Genomic DNA, 17,283 nt, shown 5'->3' on the forward strand with positions numbered 1-17,283 from the left:
GGGTCAGGCAGTCATGCCTGACCCTTGCTTTTAGAGGACGACCATCAAGCGCTTTTCTTGAGGAACACGCATGCCACTTCCCCGTTTCACCTTCCGACATACACGTGCCCTGACGGCGCTGCTGGCTGCCTTGCTGCTGGCCGCTTGCACGTCCCAGGCTCCCAGTGAACCAGCTCCCGAACCTCCCGTGGTCGGCAGCGCGCCGGTGGACGCCGAGGCGGTCTGTGATGCCGATGCCGTGGCCCATGCCATTGGCTCGCCTTTCGACGAAGCCCTTGTCGAAGCGCTGCGCGATGAGAGCGGTTCCCGGCATGTGCGGGTATTGCGGCCTGACAGCGCGGCGACCATGGATTACCGGGAAGATCGTTTGAACATTGTGTTGGGCAGTGACGAACTGATCGAGGCCGTGCGCTGCGGCTAACGCAGTATCAGCCATACGCAGGCAGCGGTGAGCACCCCCATGGTGATGTTGAAGGCCCGCCATGCCCGGTCGCTCTTGATCCATTGCCCGATGGCGCTGCCAAACGCGGCCCAGAGGGCAATGCAGGGTAGCGCGACCAGTTCGGCAAAGCTTGCCAATACCAGGGCGTTCACCACGGGCTGCCCGCTCTGCGGCAAAAAGCTGGCCATGAGGGCCAGTCCCATCACCCACGCTTTCGGATTGGCGAACTGAAACATGGCAGCCTGCCAGAAGGTGAGCGGCACACTGCGCTGCTGGCGGTTCAGGTTGGGCGGCGGTGCCGTGGCGATCTTCCAGGCCAGGTACAGCAAGTAGCCGCTGCCTGCCCAGCGCAGCAGGTTCTGCACCACGGGAAAGCGTTCGAACAGTACGCCAAGCCCCAGCGCTATGGCCGAGAACAGCAAAAAGCAGCCGCCCAGAATGCCCCACATGTGAGGCAGCGTGCGCCGAAAGCCAAAGTTGGCCCCGGAGGCGGTCAGCATGAGGTTGTTAGGCCCTGGGGTGAGTGTCATGGACATCATGTAAAGCGCTGCCGGGCCCAATACTAGCCATTCACTGTTCATTTTGTACCCATACAATTTTTGGTTTGAGTTGTTTTGCCTGCCTGATTTCCAGCATAATTGCCCCTTGATCACCGTCAAAGGTTTTTATTGTCACCATGACAATTTGGGTGCCACATATCGATTCGCATAGCGGTCCTCGCTATCGCGCCATTGCGCTGGCCATCGGAGAGGCCATCCAGCGGGGTGAGCTGGCGCCCGGTACGCGCTTGCCACCTCAGCGGCATCTGGCCGATGCGCTGGGCGTCACGGTAGGTACGGTCACTCGCGGCTATGCCGAAGCAGAGCACCGCGGCTGGGTCACGGCCCGGGTGGGCAGTGGCACCTATGTCAAGCCGCTCCAAGCTCGCCACGTCTTCGATACGCTCCATGAGCGGGAGAACGGTCTGACCGACCTCAGCTTGAGCCTGCCGCCGCCCCATCCATTGAGAGCCCAGGCGCTGAGTACGGCGCTGCAGGCCCTGAGCAGCGAACCGGACGTGCTGAAACGCGGAATTACCTACTCCGGGGCGCAAGGGAGCGAGCACCATCGCCAGCTGCTGGCACGCTGGCTGGGCCGGCTTGGCATGGCCCTGGCGGCCGACGAACTGCTGGTGACCCAGGGTGGGCAGCATGCCATCAGCCTGGTGCTGAGCACCCTGCTGCGCCCCGGCGAGCTGGTCGCCGCCGACGCCCTGACTTATCCCGGCGCCATCAGCGCTGCGCAGCAGGCCCATCTGAAAATGGTCGGTATCCCCTTCGACCAGGAGGGCATGAGCATGGCAGCGCTGGAGGCGCAGTGCGCGCGCCAGCCGCCACGGCTGATCTATCTGACCCCCGATCAGAACAACCCGACGGGCACCTGCCTCAGCGAAGAGCGCCGCACCCAGCTGGTGGCGCTAGCCCGGCGATACGATATATGGCTACTGGAAGATGGCGTTCAGTACCTGCCGGTAGAGCAGCGCGGTACGCCGCTCTACCAGCTGGCCCCGGAGCGCACGCTGTTCGTGTTCAGCACGGCCAAGGTGCTGGCGGGCGGGCTGCGCATCGGCGTACTGCGTGCGCCGCCAGCGCTATTGGAGCGGCTTGCGGCGGGGGTGCGGGCGCAAAGCTGGATGGTGCCGCCGCTGATGGTGGATGTTGTCTGCCACTGGATTGCTCAGCCAGCGGCCAGCGAGTTGCTGGCCTGGCAAACCGGTGAGTTGTCGGCCCGCCAGACGCTTGCCGAACAGCTCCTGGCAGGCTATGCCCTGGGCCGTCGGCCATCTGGAAGCAATGTGTGGCTGGCGCTGCCCGAGGGCGTGCGTGCCCTGGAACTGTGTACGCGGCTTCAGCAGGAGGGAGTCAAGGTGGAGAGCGCCGAGCCTTTCTGCGTGGGCAGTGCCCCGGCACCTCAGGCCATACGCATCTGTATCGGTGCAGCACCGGACCAGACCGCGCTGGTGTCGGCGCTGAACACCGTACGTGCCAGCCTGGCGCAGCCGCCGTTGGCCACCACCACCGTGTGATGCCAAAGCCCGTGGCCAGCTGCCTCAATCATAGCGATCTTTCCAGCGCTGTCGCGCTACCTGCTCCTTGAGCATCTCCAGGATATCCAGCAGCACCTGCTCGGTTACCTGCTGGCTACCCTGGTCGACCTGCAGCCAGCTATCGAAGCCGCTGTCGGCGGTCTGCTCCAACAGTCGGCGAAAGGCCGGGGAGTGCAGCTGCTGGGCAATCTCGTCCACCAGCCGCTGAGCAACGCCGCTCAGCGACGCTTCCAGGGCGCTGGATGCCGCGTGCCCCATGGGCAGGCGCTGCAGGCGACGGATCTCCGGGCTTTCGCGCAGCGTACGGCTGACCAGCTCGCTGATGGCGGTCTGGATGGCGCTGCGGTTCTGCTGATAGGCCTGCCCTGCGGTGGCTTCCAGGCGCTGGGTGATCTCATGGATCAGCTGGCGTTTGCGCGGCATGATGACCCGCTCGATGACCCGCTCCGAGAGGGAGTCGCTGGACGTGATCTGCTGTTGAACGTTGCCTAGCAGGCGCAGAGCGATACGGTCCGAGAGCTCTTCCAGCAGAATGTCGTAATACTTGGCAAAGAAGCGGTAGAGCGGCCACTGGGTGACCGTGATGAGACCAAGCCGATGCAAGCGGTGCAGCAGCGACACCACACGCAGGATGCGCAGCAGCCGGAAACCGCCCACCGGAATACAGCCCAGTACGTCGTACCAGTGGACGAACGGGTAGAAAAACCAGCGGTGATAGCGCCGTTCGGCGATGGCCACCGTCCAGCCCAGCAGGACATCGGCCACGAACAGGCCGACAAACATCAGGTCGATGGTGGTGAAGCGGCTATGGATCGTCGTGTCGTAGGCCGCATGGGCGCTCGGGGCCATGGCGGCGAAGGCTTGATTGAGCGGCTCGATCAGAAACAGCGAGTCGAACAGCAGCAGGCCCAAATTGACGGCCACTGCCGTCAGGATCAGCAAATCCCAGCCGATATGTGCGTATTCGACCCCCTTGGGCAGATGGGGGTAGCGCCGCCTGATGGGCATGGTGACTCCTTGTCATGACGAATAGGGCAGCGACTAGCGCTGCCGGTGATGCTGCTGGGCCCGCTCCTCTTCCTGTTCGGCCTGCTTGCGCAGCTTCTTGCGCAGGGCGGCTTTTTCGAAGCGCAGCTTCTGTAGCGGCGTCTCCAGTGCCAGCGGCGGCACGCGAGCCGGTTTGCCCTGCTCGTCCACGGCCACCATGGTCAGGTAGCAGCTGTTGGTGTGGCGTATCAGCTTGGCGCGAATGTCTTCCGCCACCACTTTGATGCCGATTTCCATGGAGGAGCGGCCAACGTGATTGACGCTGGCCAAAAAGGTGACCAGCTCACCCACATGGATGGGCTGCTTGAACAGGACCTGATCCACCGAGAGCGTCACCACGTAGTGGCCCGAGTAGCGGCTGGCACAGGCATAAGCCACCTCATCCAGCTTCTTCAGGATAGCACCGCCATGCACTTTGCCACTGAAATTGGCCATGTCGGGGGTCATCAGGACCGTCATGGACAGTTCGTGCTGGCCAGGAAGTGGGCTGTGTTCAAGCGTCGTGTCGGTCATGGAGATCACCTTGTGAAAGCCAAAAAATACCCGCCCCCTGGCGCGCTGGCCGAGCGGGGCGGGTGGTCAACAGCGTAGCGGGTGGCTTAGAACCAGACCAGCCCTACCGAGATGATCGCGCCGGTAATGAACAGCTGGATCAGACAGAAGCCCATGATGTCCTTGGCCTTGAGCCCGGCAATGGCCAGTACCGGCAGCGCCCAGAAGGGTTGCAGCAGGTTGGTCCAGGCGTCGCCCCAGGCAACCGCCATGGCGACCCGAGCGATATCCGCTCCGAGTGCTTCGGCCGCCGGTAGCATGACCGGTGCTTGAACGGCCCACTGGCCGCCGCCGGAGGGCACGAACAGGTTGACGATACCGGCGCTGATGAACGACCAGAACGGCAGCGAGTTAGCCGTGGCAAACGAGACCAGCCACTCCGACATGCTCTGCGCCAGGCCCGACTGCACCATGATGGCCATGATCCCCGCATAGAAAGGGAACTGGATGACGATGCCCGCGCCGCCCTTGATGGCTTCGTTCAGGCTGGTAAGCAGGTTGCGCGGCGTGCGGTGCAGCACGATCGCCAGGAACAGGAACATGAAATTCACCACGTTCAGGTTCAGGCTGCCGCCGCGCAGCAGGAAGTGGTCCAGCAAGAACAGCAGGCCAGGTATACCCACCAGCAGGGCCAGCGGCATGCTGTTTTCGAGCTTTTCGGCAGGACGGGTAATGCGACCGATGGGCTCGGGCTCGTCATCCAGCAGCCTGGGGTCTACATACACGCTGTCCTTTTCATCCGGCAGCATCAGGCGATTGACCAGCGGTACGGCAATGAACAGACACACCACGATGGCCAGGTTGAAGAAGGCAAAAATCGTCGAGCTGGTACTGATGACGCCGATCTGATCGGCAGAGAAATGCCCCTCGGTGGCGATGGTGAGCGGCACCGAGCCTGCGAGCCCGCCGTGCCAGACCACGAAGCCGGAGTAGGCGCTGGCCACCAGCAGGCGATAGTCCACCTTGATCAGGCGGGCCAGTTCCTTGGCGAACAGGGCCCCGACGACCAGGCCGAAGCCCCAGTTGATCCAGCTGGCGGCCAGCGAGACCAGCGTGACCAGAATGATGGCCCCGCCCGGCGTTTTGGCGGTACCAGCAATTTTCTGCAGGATGCGCTTGACCGGCGGCGAGCTGGCCAGCATGAAGCCGGTGACCAGCACCAGCAGCATCTGCATGGAGAAGGTCAGCAGGCCCCAGAAGCCATCTCCCCACATGCGCAGTACGGCCAGGGGCGTTTGTCGCTCGACGGCGATGGCCGCTACCGCCGCTACCAGTGTCAGCAGCAGGACAAATATATACGGGTCGGGTAAATAGCGTTCGACCAGCTTGACCGCCGGTTTCGAGATGAGTTTTAGCATGGAGTGCTCTCTTTATTCGTTATTAGGAAGTGCGCGGCTAATATACGGCGGTGCGGCATAATTTTCACCCCTCGACGACTCACGGAGCGGCCCCCTCAAGCTCACGTTAGCGTAATTGGCCAAAGCCGCCCGTTGTGGGCTTCAACGCTAGCTTAGCGAGCTGGATGGTCGCACCACCGGGTGCGCCGGTAGTGGCGGTAATAGAGAATCAGCACCAGCGAACGTGTCACGGTGAACAGGGTGAGTGCCAGCCACAGGCCATGATTGCCAGCATCCTGCAGCCACCACCAGCAGGGCAGGTAGACGGCCAGCCCGGCAAAGATGCTGTTACGCATTTGGCTGACGGCGGTGGTGCCAATGAAAACGCCGTCCAGCAGGTAGCTCCACACGGCGATCAACGGCATCAGCACCATCCAGGGCAGATAGACGGCGGCTACCGCGCGCACTTCTTCCAGCCCGGTGAGCAGGGCAATTAGCTGGTTGCCGAACAGGGCAAACAGCAGGGCGGCGGCCCCGGCGGTCCAGAAGGAGAAGCGTGCCGCGGCCCGGACGGTGGCGGCGAATGCTGGCCAGTCGCGGCGCCCGTAGGCTCTGCCCACCAGCGATTCTGCGGCGTGGGCAAAGCCATCCAGAGCGTAGCTGGTCAGCATAATGAACTGCAGCAGCACGGCGTTGGCGGCCAGCACGGTATCTCCCTGGCGAGCCCCCTGGGCGGTGAAGAATGCCATGGCGAACAGCAGCCCCAGCGTGCGCACGAACAGGTTGGCGTTGACATTGAACAGCGCCGCATAGGCGCTCCATGCCAGCAGCCGCTGGCGCTGAAAGTGGCCCTCGAGAAGCCCCAGCTGGCGCATCACCAGATAACCGCCAAACGCCAGCGCGCTGTAGTCGGCCAGCACGCTGGCCAGCGCAACGCCGTTACTGGTCATGCCCAGCCCCACCACGAACCAAACGTCCAGAAGGATGTTCACACCGTTGGTCAGCAGCAGGATCATCAGCGTCACTCGGGAATTCTGCTGCCCCAGAAACCAGCCCAGGATGGCATAGTTGGCCAGCACGGCAGGGGCCGACCAGAGTCGGATTTCAGCGTATTCCCGGGCCAGCGGGGTGGCCTCGGCGCTGCCGTCCAGCAGCCACAGCCCCAGCGAGATCAAGGGGGAGCCCAGCAGGATCAGCAGCACGCCAATCCCAACGGCGATGATCAGCGACTGGCCCAGCAGGTTGCGTACATCGCTTGGCGCATCGTGCCCCATGGCTTGCGCCACCAGGCCAGTGGTGCCCATGCGCAGGAACCCGAAGCCCCAATAGAGAAAGCTGAACAGGGTGGCCCCCAGCGTGACGCCTGCCAGGTAGCGGGGGTCGGGCAGGTGGCCCACCACGGCGGTATCCACCAGTCCCAGCAGCGGGACGGTGATGTTGGAGAGAATGATGGGCCAGGCTAACGCCCAGATGCGCACGGGTCAGGCTGCGGTGATGATGCGATACTTCTCCATCAGCTGTTGCTGAGTCTCGGGACGTTCCGGGTCCAGAGGAATACAGTCGACCGGGCAAACCTGCTGGCACTGAGGCTCGTCGAAGTGGCCAACGCACTCGGTGCACAGGTTGGGGTTGATGACATAGATCTCCTCGCCGGGAGAAATGGCATCGTTGGGGCATTCGGGTTCACAGACGTCGCAGTTAATGCATTCGTCAGTAATCATCAGGGCCATGGGCATACCTCACGAATGGCGGAACACTCGGGCGGTGATATACCCGAGTGTTTTACTCAACAATAGCGATGGTTAACCAGTGTAGTGCTTACGCAGCGCCTCTGCGACCTGCGGGTGCACCAGCGCTGAAATATCGCCTCCCAGCTTGGCGATTTCACGCACGATGGTCGAAGAGATGTAGGAGTTTTCCACCGCAGGCGTCAGAAAGACACTTTCCAGCTCGGGGTTCTGGGCGCGATTCATGTTGGCCAGCTGTAGCTCGTACTCGAAATCCGAGACGGCGCGCAGGCCGCGCAGAATGATCGTCGCGCCCTGTTCGTGCATCATGGTGGTGAGCAGCGACGAGAAGCCGATCACCGACACGTTCTCCAGCGAGGCGCACACCTGCTGAGCCAGCGCGATGCGGGTCGGCAGCTCCAGGGCGGGGCGTTTGCCGGGGCTGGCCGCCACGGCGATGACCACCTGATCGAACATGCGCGCACCCCGCTCGATGAGATCGAAGTGGCCATTGGTGATGGGGTCGAAGGTGCCGGGGTAGACCGCGATATTGCGGCGTGGGGCGCTCATGACTGCCCCTCGCCGTTCAGTGAGCCAAACGGGTTGTCGACGTTCAGCGATACCGCCTGGTGGTAGCCAGGAATGTGAATACGGTCTGCCTGGATATCCAGCTCCGGGCCTTCCAGCACGGCTTCGCCAAACTGGTAGCGCGGGGCGTAGTGGCCCTTGTCCGCCTGGCTGAGATACGCGGCGGCCTGGGCACGCACGGTCTCCCGCTTGGCTTTCCAGGCCTCCACGGCAGCGCTGCCATGGCGCTGGAGGAGCAGCCGCTCGGTGACCTGGGGAGACAGCACCACGCCGGTGGCGTTATTGCCACCAAACCCTTTGGCGTTGATGAAGGCGGCATCGGCGCTGAACGCCTGGGGCGTCGTGGAAAAGCGCAGCCGCTCGGCATAGACGTCATCGGCCACTGCATCCAGGGTGGGAATGCCCGGCAGCAGGCCGTGGGCGAAGCTGCCCAGTGCGCTGGCCAGCTGGTCGCCCGCCGCAGAGCCCTGGGAGTGGCCAATGAACGCCTTGATGGCCACCACCGGCCACTGCTCGATTCCGTTCGCACGGGCAATCTCATCGAACACATGGGATTCCGTGGTGCGGTTCTTCGGCGTACTGGTGCCATGGGCATGCAGATAGGTACGCTCCTTGAGCGCGGTCTCTCCCAGCATGTTCCTGACCAGCGCCGCAGCCTTGCCCAGCGTGATGTAGTTGCCGATCCCGGGTGCCGAAATGGAGCGCTTGAAACCGTCGGCGTTGACGAACACGTCAGGGACGGCTCCCAGAATGTCGGCCCCCAGTTCCAGGGCCAGCGCATCGTCCATCAACAGCACGAACTGGCTGGCTTCGGCCATGGTGAAGCCGCAGTTGCGGGCAAACGGGCGGCAGGCGCGCTGGTAGTCGGCATCGGTGAGCAGGGTCAGGGCGTCCAGGGCTTTCAAGCTGGCGTCGTCTGCCAGCGCGCCCATGGCCCGAAAGCCTTCGATGATCTCGGGGGTGATCGGCGCATCGGCGGTGCCGACCATGACCACTCGGCGGCGTCCGGCGCGAATGTCGTCGATGCCCAGGCGCAGGTTGTAGAGGAAGCTGGCGCAGGCGCCCAGGGCCGCGCCGGTGCCGCCCACGCTGCCCAGCACATAGGCATTGAGGAAATCGGCCGGCATCTGCCCATACCCCAAGGGCATCTGCTTGGACGTTGCGCGCTGCCCGCTGACCAGGCTTTTCAGCAGCCCGCCCCAGCCTTCGTCATCCAATTGGCCAATCGAATTGCCCGCATAGACGGCGATATGGTCAGGGTTGAGCTGCTGGCGCAGGGTCTCCCAGTCAAGGCCACTGGCGCCAAGGCAGTCGCTGGCCCCGAAAATGGCCATGGCCAACCCCCGCGGATGATGCACGCTGCGGTACAGGCTGGCCGGGTCGAACCCGGAGGGCAGCTGTGCGGCGGCCTGAACCTTGGGTTCCTGGGCATCGGGTAGCAGGACCTCCAGCATGCCCGCCGGCAGGGTCACTTCTACCTCTCGTGCATCCAGCTCGCGTACTTCCCAGCCTTCCGGCAGTTGCTCGGGCAGTTGCCGACGGCGCAGGGTGACGCGCACGGGCTCTGCCAACGCCAGTTCTGCACGGCGGTTGGCAGGCAGGCCCGGCGCCTGGAAGCGGGGGTCCTCGTTACGACGGATCAAGGTGTGGTCGAGCACCTGCTCACGCAGCAGGCTGGCAGGCGAGTCAATAGGCTGGCCTGTGCTGTCTTGCCATCCATGGTCGGAGTGCTCGGCAAGACGCATGAGCGCGGCCAAGCCTTCCAGTGTCTGGCGCTGCTGATCGGCTGGTAAAGCATCAAGCACGGTGCGGCGGAAGGCCTGATGGCCCGAGGTTCTGCCGGCGGGATTGATGCCGCCCATGCCGACAATCACCGGTAAGTGTGACAAGCCGGGTTCCTCGTGGTGCGGTGGTGTTTAATGACAGTTATCGTCAGGGGCCCTTTCATAGCGCCTTACCTGAACTTAATAGTGAGCTTGAACATCGACTCTGGCGTGATCATAGCACCGGGCGAGCAACGGCGTCATGCCGCGCAGCCGGGAGACTGGTAGAATCACGTTTTTTTCATGCAGGGGATGTCATGCAGCACACCTCACGATCGGTGACTTCCAATCAACCGGGCCCACACCAGGATGTGGTGCGGCGCGTTGAGCGTGCCTTGGCGCATCCGCTGCGCAAACCCATCGCCGACCATACTCGCCTGGCTTTCGAGCAGGCGGAGGCCTGGCGGCGACAGCATCCCGCACCGCTGATCATCGATGCAGGGTGCGGGGTCGGGCTATCGACCCGCCGTTTGGCGCAGAGGTTCCCTGATCACTGTGTGATCGGCGTTGACCGCAGCGCAGATCGGCTGGGGCGAGATCACGGCGAGCTGCCGGGCAATGCGCTGCTGGTGCGCGCTGACCTGGTGGATTTCTGGCGTTTGGCGCGGGAAGCCCAGTGGGCGCCCGTGCGCCACTATCTGCTCTATCCCAACCCTTATCCCAAGTCGTCCCACTTGAAAATGCGCTGGCATGGTCACCCGGTTTTCCCCACACTGTTGGCGCTGGGTGGGCGGCTGGAGCTGCGCTCGAACTGGGACCTCTATGTGGAGGAGTTTGCCCAGGCCGTACAGGTGGTCACCGGTCGCGAGGCGGCGGTGGCCCAGATAACGCCCAGCGGCGATTATCTGACGCCGTTCGAAGCCAAGTATGATCAAAGTGGCCAGGCGCTATGGCGCTTGACCATCGATCTGGAGCAGCCATGACCTTTGTGTATCTCGTGCTTGCGATTGTGGCAGAAGTCGTGGCGACCAGCGCCCTGAAAGCGTCGGAGGGCTTTACGCGTCCTGTGCCGAGCCTGCTGGTGGTGGTGGGTTACGGGGTGGCCTTCTACCTTTTGAGCCTGGTGCTGCGCACGCTGCCGGTGGGTATTGCCTACGCCATCTGGGCGGGGCTGGGTATCGTACTGGTAACGCTGGTCGGTATCGTCGTCTTCGGTGAGAAGCCCGACGTGCCTGCCGTACTGGGTATTACCCTGATCGTGGCTGGCGTGGTCACCTTGCAGGTGTTTTCCAACATGAATGTGCATTGAGGTAGCCAAACGTGACGTGTTTTTTTAACTTACCTGCGCGCTGGCTGCGTGGCAGTGTCGTGGCGGGTATCGCCAGTGCCGCGCTCTGCGCCAGTACCTCCCTGTGGGCGGATTTCACTCGGTTGAGCCAGCTGGAAGCCAAGGGGTTTTCGGTGAGTGCCGAGGCGCGCCTGCTGGAGGGTGGCAGCCCCGGTGACCTGCTGTTGGGAAGCCTGAACCCCGAGCGTCAGCTGTCGCCTGCGTCGGTGACCAAAGCCTATATGGCGGCCGCGCTGCTCAACCGCTTTGGCCCCCAACACCGCTTTACCAGCCAGCTGGTGAGCACCGCGCCCGTGGAGAATGGCGTGCTCCGTGGTGACCTGGTGTTCGAGGGCGGCGGTGACCCCGGACTGACCAGCGAAGACCTCTGGCGGCTGGTGCAGCGCCTGCAGCTGGCCGGCGTCGAGCATGTGGACGGCGCGCTGGTGGTCAGCCAGTGGCGCTTTGGCCCGGTGGAGTGCATCACCACCGACCGCTGCAACGCACGCACGCGGGTCGCCAATGCCTACAGTGCGCCGCTGACCTCGGCGGGGGTCAACTTTGGCACCTGGTGCGTCAACGTGGCGCCCGCCACCACTGCCGGTCAGCCTGCGCGCACGGGCTTGTGCGACAGCACCGCGCCGCTGATCGTGATCGACAATCAGGTCGTCACACGTCCGGCCAATAGCGGTACGGAAATCAGCGCAGAGCGGATCACCGATGAGCGTGGCGACGTCATGCGCCTGACGGGACAGATTTCCACCAACGCGGCGGCCCGGGATGTCTATCGTGGGGCTGGCGATGCGGCTGAGCAAACGGCACAGCTTCTGCTGGCCATGCTGAATCAGGCGGGGGTGACGGTACGTGACCCTTGGCGAGTGGGCTCGACGCGTCCGCCCAGCGAAGCGCGTCGTCTGGCCGCCGTCGACGGTCAGCCGTTGCAGGAGCTGCTGCTGCGGACGATGAACTATTCCAACAACTACATGGCCGATGTGCTGGCGCTGAACCTGGTGGAAACGCCCCAGGCACAGCTGCGTCAGGCGGGCCAGGCCATCGAGGCCTATGCCCAGGGGCTGTCTGGCCACGGCCCGATCACGCTTTCCAGCGGTAGCGGCTTGACCACGGACAACCGCACGTCTGCCCATGGTACCAACGTGATGCTGGAAGACATGTATCGTCAGAGCGCGCTGTTTCCGAGCTTCGTGGCATCGTTTCAGTCGCCTGCCAACGGAGTGATGCGCTTCATCCGCCGCGGTTCGCCCACGTTCCAGAATAACGTCATGCTCAAGACCGGTACGCTGAATCAACCCTTTGCCGTGCGCGCAGTGGCGGGCTATTTCCGCACGGCGCAAGGGCGCTGGGGAGTCTTCAGCGTACTGGTCAACGGCAGCGGCAGTACCCCTTATCTGAGCTGGCCGGAAGTGCTCGACCCGCTCTCCCTGGATCTTGACGCCATGATCCTGGCTCATTAATCAACGTGCAGACGAGACAACGGGCATGAAGCCACAACACACCGGGTTAACCCATCTGGTTCACTCCACGCGCTACTCATGGAAAGGCCTGAAGGCCGCGTTTCGTAACGAAGCCGCCTTCCGTCAAGAGTTGGCCATTGCCGCCGTACTGCTGCCGTTTGCCTGGTGGATCGGCGAGGGCCCGGTCAGCTGGCTGCTGCTGGTGGGCAGCCTGCTGCTGGTACTGATCGTGGAGCTGTTGAACAGCGCCATCGAGAACGTGGTGGACCGTATCGGCACCGAACACCACGAGCTCTCTGGCCGTGCCAAGGATATCGGCTCGGCGGCGGTCATGCTGTCACTCATCATGGCGGGGCTCACCTGGGGCCTGTTAGGCTGGGAGAAGTGGCTGGGCTGACCCGCTCCCATGGCCCCGACAAGCAATGACAGGACAGCAATGACAGACCAGCAATGACCGACAAGCAATGAGTCGTGTCACTTCGACGTGCGTTAGGCGCAGAGGTAGATATGCAGACACCGCAGGCTCTCTTTTCCACCACCACGCTGCCTGACGCACTGTCAGGCCCGGCCGCCGACGCTCGGCAGCGTCTCGTGGATGCCCTGGCACAGGCCGACAACCTGGCCTCGATGACCGGCAAGTCACTGCCTTCCGGGCCATGGCATGACCTGCCAGAGGCGCGTCGTGAAGCGCTGGCTCGCGTGGTGACGGTCTCGACGTTCGCATTGGAAACCCTGGCGCGCTTTCCCCACTGGCTGGCCGAGCTGGAGGCTTCTGGGGAGCTGGACCGCGCTCCCGACAAGGCGACGCTCGTGCAGTGGCTGCACGACGCCTTGGCAGGCTGTGAGGAGGAAGAGAACCTGCAGCGTACCCTGCGCCGCTTTCGCCGTGCCCGTATGCTGGGCATCGTCTGGCGTGACCTGAACCGGCCTGCAGGCGCCACCATGTGGCAGACGGCGCAGTCGGTTTCCTGGCTGGCAGAAGTGTGCATCGAGGCGGCACTGGGTTGGCTGGAAAATTTTTACGCCTCTCGGTGGGGGCTGCCTGACATGCGAAGTGATGGCTCACCCCAGCGGCTGGTGGTGCTGGGCATGGGCAAGCTGGGCGCGGGCGAGCTGAACCTCTCCTCCGATATCGACCTGATCTTTGCTTTCCCCGAAAAAGGCGAAACCCAGGGAGGGCGCAAACCCCTCGAGCATCAGGAGTATTTTACCAAGCTCGGCCAGCGCTTGATTGCTGCCCTGGATGCCATGACGGCCGACGGCTTCGTGTTTCGCGTGGACATGCGTCTGCGCCCGTTGGGCGACGGTGGACCGCTGGTGGGCAGCTTCTCGATGCTGGACAGCTACTATCAGGATCAGGGGCGTGAGTGGGAGCGTTACGCCATGCTCAAGGCGCGCCCCGTGGCAGGGGATATCGACGCCGGGCAGACGCTGCTGGCGAGCCTGCGCCCGTTCGTCTATCGCCGCTATCTGGACTTCGGCGCCATCGAGTCGTTGCGCGAACTCAAGGCGATGATCAACCGAGAAGTCAAACGCAAGGGCATGGAGAGCAATATCAAGCTGGGGCCCGGGGGCATTCGCGAAGTCGAGTTCATCGTGCAGGCGTTTCAATTGATTCGCGGTGGGCGAGATACCGAGCTGCAAGTGACATCGCTGTACACGGCCCTCAATCGTCTGCCTGAATTGGGGTTGTTACCCACTGCCGTGGTGGACGAGCTGCTGCCGGATTACGCCTTCTTGCGTGATCTGGAACATGCCATTCAAGCCCTGGATGATCGCCAGACCCAGCAACTGCCCACCGATGACGATGATCGCGAGCGGGTGGCCTTCGCGCTGGGCTACGACGGCTGGTCATCCCTGCAGGAGCAGTTGAACCGCGTGCGTGAGCGGGTGCGCCGACACTTCGATGCCGTGATTGCCGACCCCGAAGAAGAAGCCGACGCGCCGCAGAGCGAAAACGCCCTGGCGCAGTGGCGCTTGCTGTGGCGCGAAGAGCTGGAGCCCGACGAGGCGCAGGCCTTGCTGGCCGGGGCAGGGTTCCATGAGCCTGAGCGAGCCCACAAGCGGCTGGTCAGCCTCTACCACTCACGGGCAGTGCAGAGCATGCAGCGCATTGGCTTCGAGCGGCTGGACGCCCTGATGCCGCTGCTGCTGGAGGCGTTGGCCAGCAGCGACGCGCCGGACACCGCCTTGGCGCGGGTGCAGCCCTTGATCGAGGCCGTGCTGCGGCGGACGGCCTATCTGGCGCTGCTGCGTGAAAACCCCCATGCGCTGGAGCATCTGATGCGGCTCTGCTGCGCTAGCCCCTGGATTGCCGAGCAGCTGGCCAGATACCCCATCCTGCTCGATGAGCTGCTCACCCCGGACACGCTCTACACGCCTGCCGACAAGGCGCGCCTTGCCGACGAGCTACGCCAGACGCTCAATCGCCTGCCCGAGGATGACGAAGAGACGCAGCTGGAAGCACTGCGGGTCTTCAAGCACGCCCAGATGCTGCACGTGGCGGCATCGGATGTGGTCGGTACGCGGCATCTGATGAAAGTGAGCGATTACCTCACCTTCATTGCGGAAGTGATTCTGGAAGCGGTGCTGGCCATGGCCTGGAAGCACTTGGCCCGCAAGCATGGCGTGCCCCCTGGTTGTAATAACCGTGAGCCGGCGTTTCTGATCATTGGCTATGGCAAGCTGGGCGGCATCGAGCTGGGCTACGGCTCGGATCTCGATCTGGTGTTCCTGCACGACAGCGACGGCAAGGGCGCCACTGATGGCCCGCGTTCGCTGGACACTCCGGTCTTTTTTACTCGCCTGGGGCAGCGCATCATTCACCTGCTGACGGCCATCACGCCTGCGGGCAGCCTTTACGAGGTGGATATGCGGCTGAGGCCTTCGGGCAACGCTGGCCTGCTGGTGACCTCGCTGGAGGCTTTCGCCGACTATCAGCGTCAGAATGCCTGGACCTGGGAGCACCAGGCGCTGGTGCGGGCCCGCGTAGTGGCGGGCAGTGATGCACTGGCTGCGCGCTTCGAGACGCTGCGAGGTGCGATTCTGGGCGTCGAACGTGCCCAGGACACCTTGCGCAGCGATGTGGTCAACATGCGCCACAAGATGCGTGACCATTTGGGCAGCAAGGGGGCGGCCAATACCGTGAGCACCGAGGGCACCTTCGACTTGAAACACGATGCGGGTGGCATGGTGGACATCGAATTCCTGTGCCAGTATGCCGTGCTGGCCTTTGCCCACCAGACGCCCGCGTTGCTGACCTACAGCGACAATATCCGCATTCTGGAAACCCTGGCCGACAGCGGGCATATCACCCCCAGCGAAGCCGAACAGTTGAAAGAGGCTTACCTGGCTTACCGCAGCCGTACACACCGGGCCGCGCTGACCGGCGAAAAGGCAGAAGGAAGTGCCCGCGAGCTGGCGAGCCATCGTCGCGTGGTGGCGGACTTGTGGCAGCGTTTTCTGGGCGCCTGATCCACCAAGGGCTAATGGGCAGCCGCCCTGCTGAAAAGATAGCCTGAAAAAGATAGCCTGATAAGCAGTAGCCTGATAACAACAAGGACGACAGGACATGCATGCCACAACCCCAGCGGGCTCGCCGGTTCGGCAGGGCTGCCCATGACTGGCCACATACTCGCCACGCTGCTGCCGGTGTTCCTCATTGCTGGCTGCGGCGCTGCCTACGGGCGCTACCGCAGCCCCGACATTGGCAGTCTGAATACCCTGAACATGGAGCTGTTCGTGCCGCTGCTGGTATTTGCCGTACTGGCAGACCGCCAAGCGCCGCTGGCCGACTATGCCTGGCTGGCAACGGCGGCTGCCCTGGTGGTGCTGGGTTCCGGCCTGGTGCTGTGGCCAGTGGCCAAGTGGCTCTCGCTGGACATCAAGGTCTTCCTGCCGCCCATGATGTTCAACAACTCCGGCAACATGGGAGTACCGCTACTGGTGCTTGCCTTTGGGCCCGAGGCGCTGCCCGCTGCCGTGGTGGTGTTCATCATCGAAATGCTGCTGCATTTTTCGGTCGGGCTCTACATGCTGGACCCGCGTACTTCCCTGTGGCGGATGCTGCGCATGCCCATCGTGGCTGCCAGTGTGGCAGGGCTGCTGGTCAATGTGGGGGGAGTGGCACTGCCCAGTTGGCTGTTGGAAGCCATGCACATGTTGGGAGGTATCTGTATCCCGCTGATGCTGTTTGCCTTGGGGGTACGGCTGCTGGAGATCGATTTCAGCGACTGGCGCACAGGGTTGCTGGGTGCCGTGCTGTGCCCGCTGTCGGGGCTGGTGGTTGCCTTGCCCTTGATGTGGCTACTGCCGTTGAACTCGCTGCAGACCGCCGTGCTGCTGGTATTTGCAGTGCTGCCCCCGGCAGTGCTCAACTATCTGGTCGCGGAACAGTACAAGCTGGAACCGCACAAGGTGGCTTCGCTGGTACTGATCGGTAATCTGGGCAGTCTGGTGGTCATGCCGCTGGCGCTGGCAGCGGCCTTTGCCTGGATACAAGCACCACCCTAGTGACGTGCTGGTCAAGTGACGTGCCGACTCAGTGGCGCGGCTCGTCCTTCACTTCATAGCTGCCTTCCAGAACGTCCTGGTGCGGGCGATGGCCATGAGATGCCTGGTTTTGGGAAGAAGCATGACGTTGAGAGGCATAGCCGCCACCGATATCCTGAGCCTGCTCGGCACGCATCTGTTCCATGCGCTTTTTCATCTTGTGGCGCACGAAGGGCATCATGGCCCAGCCGATCAGCAAAAATATCAGGCCCAGTACCATGCCGACGATCATCAGCGCCCCGAAGGCAAGCCAGGTCAGCAGCAGCTTGACGCTGCCCATTACGCCAGTGGGGCGTGACTGAGCAGCTCGGGCGCGCCACTGGTGCGCAGCTTGCCAGGCAGCATTACGTTGATCGCGATTCATCTGTGGCATATATGCCTCCATCGTTCG

17 protein-coding genes are annotated in these 17,283 nt (G+C 63.3%); 8 read left to right on the forward strand and 9 right to left on the reverse strand.

What is annotated here, in order from left to right:
* Nucleotides 1–70: 70 nt before the first annotated feature.
* A complete protein-coding gene (locus tag RVM26_RS00305) occupies nt 71–421 on the forward strand; it encodes an I78 family peptidase inhibitor (RefSeq protein WP_039182853.1) in 351 nt (116 codons plus the stop codon).
* On the opposite strand, the gene RVM26_RS00310 is transcribed toward RVM26_RS00305, so the two are convergent.
* On the reverse strand, nt 418–1,023 hold the full coding sequence (locus tag RVM26_RS00310; RefSeq protein WP_039182856.1) for a LysE family translocator: 606 nt from the start codon (nt 1,021–1,023) through the stop codon (nt 418–420). The genes RVM26_RS00305 and RVM26_RS00310 overlap by 4 nt on opposite strands.
* Nucleotides 1,024–1,118: 95 nt before the next feature.
* Here RVM26_RS00310 and RVM26_RS00315 point away from each other — a divergent pair, with 95 nt between their 5' ends.
* Nucleotides 1,119–2,507: an aminotransferase-like domain-containing protein gene (locus RVM26_RS00315; RefSeq protein WP_498940123.1), complete on the forward strand. Its 1,389-nt coding sequence runs from the start codon at nt 1,119–1,121 to the stop codon at nt 2,505–2,507.
* A gap of 24 nt (nt 2,508–2,531) precedes the next feature.
* On the opposite strand, the gene RVM26_RS00320 is transcribed toward RVM26_RS00315, so the two are convergent.
* The 7 genes from RVM26_RS00320 to RVM26_RS00350 form a co-directional block, all read right to left on the reverse strand.
* On the reverse strand, nt 2,532–3,536 hold the full coding sequence (locus RVM26_RS00320; RefSeq protein WP_039182861.1) for an ion transporter: 1,005 nt from the start codon (nt 3,534–3,536) through the stop codon (nt 2,532–2,534).
* A gap of 33 nt (nt 3,537–3,569) precedes the next feature.
* Nucleotides 3,570–4,088 (reverse strand): acyl-CoA thioesterase, encoded by a 519-nt coding sequence (locus tag RVM26_RS00325; protein WP_039182865.1) that lies wholly within the window; start codon nt 4,086–4,088, stop codon nt 3,570–3,572.
* Nucleotides 4,089–4,174: 86 nt separating this feature from the next.
* Nucleotides 4,175–5,485 carry a short-chain fatty acid transporter gene (locus RVM26_RS00330; RefSeq protein WP_498940125.1) on the reverse strand — a complete coding sequence of 437 codons (1,311 nt, stop codon included), beginning with the start codon at nt 5,483–5,485 and terminating at the stop codon, nt 4,175–4,177.
* Nucleotides 5,486–5,637: 152 nt separating this feature from the next.
* Complete coding sequence (locus tag RVM26_RS00335; RefSeq protein ID WP_498940127.1) at nt 5,638–6,942, reverse strand: MATE family efflux transporter; 1,305 nt, start codon at nt 6,940–6,942, stop codon at nt 5,638–5,640.
* 3 nt (nt 6,943–6,945) lie between these two features.
* Nucleotides 6,946–7,194, reverse strand: a complete 249-nt coding sequence (locus tag RVM26_RS00340; protein WP_096921490.1) for a YfhL family 4Fe-4S dicluster ferredoxin — start codon at nt 7,192–7,194, stop codon at nt 6,946–6,948.
* A 72-nt stretch (nt 7,195–7,266) separates the two neighbouring features.
* Nucleotides 7,267–7,761 carry a pantetheine-phosphate adenylyltransferase gene (coaD, locus tag RVM26_RS00345; RefSeq protein ID WP_039182878.1) on the reverse strand — a complete coding sequence of 165 codons (495 nt, stop codon included), beginning with the start codon at nt 7,759–7,761 and terminating at the stop codon, nt 7,267–7,269.
* Nucleotides 7,758–9,641: a beta-ketoacyl synthase gene (locus tag RVM26_RS00350; RefSeq protein ID WP_039182882.1), complete on the reverse strand. Its 1,884-nt coding sequence runs from the start codon at nt 9,639–9,641 to the stop codon at nt 7,758–7,760. Before RVM26_RS00350 ends, coaD begins: the two co-directional genes overlap by 4 nt.
* A 218-nt stretch (nt 9,642–9,859) precedes the next feature.
* Between RVM26_RS00350 and trmB the strand changes: the two genes are divergently transcribed.
* The 6 genes from trmB (at nt 9,860) to RVM26_RS00380 (ending at nt 16,853) form a co-directional block, all read left to right on the forward strand.
* A complete protein-coding gene (trmB, locus tag RVM26_RS00355; RefSeq protein ID WP_287805528.1) occupies nt 9,860–10,525 on the forward strand; it encodes a tRNA (guanine(46)-N(7))-methyltransferase TrmB in 666 nt (221 codons plus the stop codon).
* A complete protein-coding gene (locus tag RVM26_RS00360; protein WP_039182888.1) occupies nt 10,522–10,851 on the forward strand; it encodes a DMT family transporter in 330 nt (109 codons plus the stop codon). Before trmB ends, RVM26_RS00360 begins: the two co-directional genes overlap by 4 nt.
* Before the next feature lie 11 nt (nt 10,852–10,862).
* The gene (gene dacB, locus RVM26_RS00365) at nt 10,863–12,341 is read left to right on the forward strand and encodes a D-alanyl-D-alanine carboxypeptidase/D-alanyl-D-alanine endopeptidase (protein WP_039182891.1); all 1,479 of its coding nucleotides are present in this window, start codon (nt 10,863–10,865) and stop codon (nt 12,339–12,341) included.
* 25 nt (nt 12,342–12,366) lie between these two features.
* Complete coding sequence (locus RVM26_RS00370) at nt 12,367–12,738, forward strand: diacylglycerol kinase (protein WP_016916107.1); 372 nt, start codon at nt 12,367–12,369, stop codon at nt 12,736–12,738.
* 110 nt (nt 12,739–12,848) lie between these two features.
* Nucleotides 12,849–15,815: a bifunctional [glutamate--ammonia ligase]-adenylyl-L-tyrosine phosphorylase/[glutamate--ammonia-ligase] adenylyltransferase gene (gene glnE, locus RVM26_RS00375; protein WP_498940131.1), complete on the forward strand. Its 2,967-nt coding sequence runs from the start codon at nt 12,849–12,851 to the stop codon at nt 15,813–15,815.
* 144 nt (nt 15,816–15,959) lie between these two features.
* The gene (locus RVM26_RS00380) at nt 15,960–16,853 is read left to right on the forward strand and encodes an AEC family transporter (protein WP_039182898.1); all 894 of its coding nucleotides are present in this window, start codon (nt 15,960–15,962) and stop codon (nt 16,851–16,853) included.
* Between the two features lie 28 nt (nt 16,854–16,881).
* Here RVM26_RS00380 and RVM26_RS00385 read toward each other — a convergent pair whose 3' ends face one another.
* Entirely contained in the window at nt 16,882–17,265 is a 384-nt protein-coding gene (locus tag RVM26_RS00385; protein WP_081192720.1) for a hypothetical protein, read from the reverse strand.
* Nucleotides 17,266–17,283: the final 18 nt, after the last annotated feature.

It is taken from the genome of Halomonas sp. KM072 (assembly GCF_050710315.1).
GTDB lineage: Bacteria > Pseudomonadota > Gammaproteobacteria > Pseudomonadales > Halomonadaceae > Vreelandella > Vreelandella hamiltonii.